Annotated in this window: 3 protein-coding genes; all 3 read left to right on the plus strand. The window is 46.1% G+C overall.

The window, feature by feature from the left end; all coding sequences use genetic code 11:
• Positions 1-284 precede the first annotated feature (284 nt).
• Positions 285-1046 (plus strand): hypothetical protein, encoded by a 762-nt coding sequence (locus BWK47_RS15265; RefSeq protein ID WP_162329310.1) that lies wholly within the window; start codon positions 285-287, stop codon positions 1044-1046.
• Positions 1047-1048: 2 nt separating this feature from the next.
• On the plus strand, positions 1049-1540 hold the full coding sequence (locus BWK47_RS15270) for a DUF427 domain-containing protein (RefSeq protein WP_162329311.1): 492 nt from the start codon (positions 1049-1051) through the stop codon (positions 1538-1540).
• Between the two features lie 88 nt (positions 1541-1628).
• Positions 1629-2825: a GNAT family N-acetyltransferase gene (locus tag BWK47_RS15275; protein WP_162329312.1), complete on the plus strand. Its 1197-nt coding sequence runs from the start codon at positions 1629-1631 to the stop codon at positions 2823-2825.
• Positions 2826-3067: the final 242 nt, after the last annotated feature.

Raw genomic sequence — 3067 nt, forward strand, 5'->3', positions numbered from 1 at the left:
TCCCATCCCGCACTCGGTTGTGAAATGTGACAGCGGCGACGATACTCTGGGGGTTGCCCCACGGCACAATAGTCCGATGCCAAGTTCCTCTTTCTTTGATCTAAAGCTCTCCATTTTACTTGGGGAGCTTTTGGCGCTGATGGGCTGATGGAATGATAAACATGGATAGTTGGCAGAAATAGGGTTTTCTTTCCTGTGCCATTGCTTGATAATGGTGTTAGGAGATGGCTATATGGTTAACTTAGCGATTTTCGTTGATTTATTCCTAGATAGGTATAAAGACTGTGGTAATTCCAACCCTTAAGGCACCCAATCGTAATGGACGAGCAAGCATTATTGTGAATGCCAAGGTGAAGCAGGAGGGTCGCTTAATTGCGGCTTCCCCTGTAACGGAAAGGATGGTCAATGCTTTGAAGGAGGCGATTGCCGGTTGTTCCCCGGAAACGATTATTGAGACAGTGGCGGTGGCTAGTTTATGGTCGGACCAGGCCCAGCAACAAACCCAAATGGGGGGGCGAATTTACTGCCCGTTGACAATTCAGTTACCCAATTGGTTGGATTTTCCGGGACAAAGTATCTACCAGGCATGTCAGGAAATTAATGCCCGCCGTCAGTGGGTGAGCCAACAGCTTAATTTGCCTTTGTGTAGTGATGATAATTGGTTGGGGGATCATTGGTTACCGATTATTGTGACGGTCAATGGTATACAATTCTTACCTCTAATTTATGAGGGGATGATGCCCAATGCCTATGAGATGGTGTCCTGGGATTTACCCCCTTACCAACGCTACCAAAGTAGTTTAGAGAATTTGGCCCAGGCTTTGCTCAAGGAGCTAAAGGCTCCGCCAGCGGTTTATTTGCTACAGTTTAGCCTTGCCCAAGGATTATTATTTGACCGCCTTTGGCCATTTCCAGCGGCGCCGGCCATTGCCACCATTAACCATGGCCACACCAATCTGTACACTTACCATTGGTGTTGTTTAAATAATCTGCCCCTACCGACTGGTTTGGCCGATCGCCAACCCCAACAATTACTGAGCCTTTGACCATGCCCCAACCCATTACCCCCCAACCAGGGCAGGAGTCGGTGTGGGACTATCCCCGTCCCCCCAGAGTTGAAGCTTCTAGCCAAAGGATCGTGGTCGTTTGTGAGGGGATCACCATTGCCGACAGTTGCTTGACTCAACGGGTGTTAGAGACAAGCCATCCACCGGTTTACTACTTTCCTCCCCAGGATGTCCGGACTGAATATCTGGATATATCTACTAGACATTCCTATTGTGAATGGAAAGGGGAGGCTGGTTATTATCATTTCAGTTTAGGCGATCGTCGACGGGATAATGTGGCCTGGTTTTACCCCACCCCCAACACCAGCTTTAGTGCTATCAAGGACTACATCGCCTTTTATCCCAGCAAAATGGATGCCTGCTATCTGGATGACGAATTGGTCACCGCCCAGCCAGGGGACTTTTATGGGGGTTGGATCACAGCCAAAATTGTTGGTCCTTTTAAAGGGGGCGTTGGCACTTGGGGTTGGTGATTAGCCAGTCGATGCAGGGGCTGGTTGCAGCGGAGGGCAATATTTCGTTAGATTACCGAAAAGCACCCGATTGCTGTTGCAATTAACCATGGCCAAGTCCCATTCTTCTGGTTTGACAGTGCGTTGGCACCATGCATTGGCGGAAATTCCCCAGCCCCAGTGGGACCGTTTAGCCATCCCCCTACAAACCCCCTTTCTCGAATGGCATTGGCTCAATAACTTAGAAACTTCCGGCAGTGCTGTCCGTAATACTGGCTGGCAGCCTTGTCATCTGACTGTATGGCAGGGGGAAACCCTATTAGGAGCAGCGGCTTTATATCTTAAAGGCCATAGTTACGGAGAATTTGTTTTTGATCATCAATGGGCAGATTTGGCGCAACGACTGGGCATTGACTATTATCCAAAGTTGTTGGGTATGGCTCCCTTTACCCCCGCCGAAGGCTATCGTTTTTTAATTGACCCTGAAGCTAATGAATCTTTGGTCACCCAGATTATGGTGGAAGCCATTGACCATTTTTGCCAAACCAATCAAATTTCCGGCTGTAATTTTTTGTTTGTCGATCGCCAATGGCAAAAGCAAATGGAAAGTTTAGGTTTTACTAGTTGGTTGCACCATAGTTATATCTGGCAAAATCAAAATTTTCAAGATTTTGACGATTATTTGCAAATTTTTAATGCCAATCAACGGCGTAATATTAAACGAGAACGAAAAGCGGTGCAAAAGGCTGGCTTACGCATTCAAGTTTTACAAGGAGATCAGATTCCCCATCATTTTTTTCCTGCAATTTATCGTTTTTATAGTAATACCTGTGACAAATTCTATTGGGGTAGTAAATACCTCACTAAAAAGTTCTTTCAGTCTTTGTACGAAAATTACCGGGCTAGGGTAGTTTTGGTGCTAGCCTTTCCAGAGCATGACGATCAACATCCCGTTGGCTTATCTTTTTGTTTACGCAAAGGCGATCGCCTCTATGGTCGCTACTGGGGAAGCTTGGCAGATTATGATTGTCTGCACTTTGAAGCTTGTTATTACCAACCCATTCAATGGGCCATTGGGGAAAACATTCAACTATTTGATCCAGGGGCAGGGGGACGCCATAAACGCCGTCGAGGTTTTCCCGCCACAGCTAACTACAGTTTGCATCGTTTCTATCACCCCAAAATGCAACAAATTTTGCAGATCTACATCGATGAAATTAATGCCACGGAGCAAGCAGAAATTGATGCCATTAACCAGGATTTGCCCTTTAGTAGAAAGGAAGTTAGTTTGGCATTAGAACAATAAAAGCTGACTCAATTATCCTGCTCACAAGACTGACAAAATAGCTCTCTTCTATTGGGGGAGTATCATTTCTACCAAGTCTTCTGGAGCTTCAGCAACTTGATAAAGAAGACAAAAGCAGTGCAACGTGAACTACTACTAAGAGAAATTTGCCGAGTTGATAATGAATAACCCAATCGCAGCAAGCTGCGGGGTATCTAGATAGGAAAAAGGGTCATCTGTTGTACACGAGCCTTCTCCTTTTC

Source organism: Synechocystis sp. CACIAM 05, from assembly GCF_010222815.1.
GTDB lineage: Bacteria > Cyanobacteriota > Cyanobacteriia > Cyanobacteriales > Microcystaceae > Synechocystis.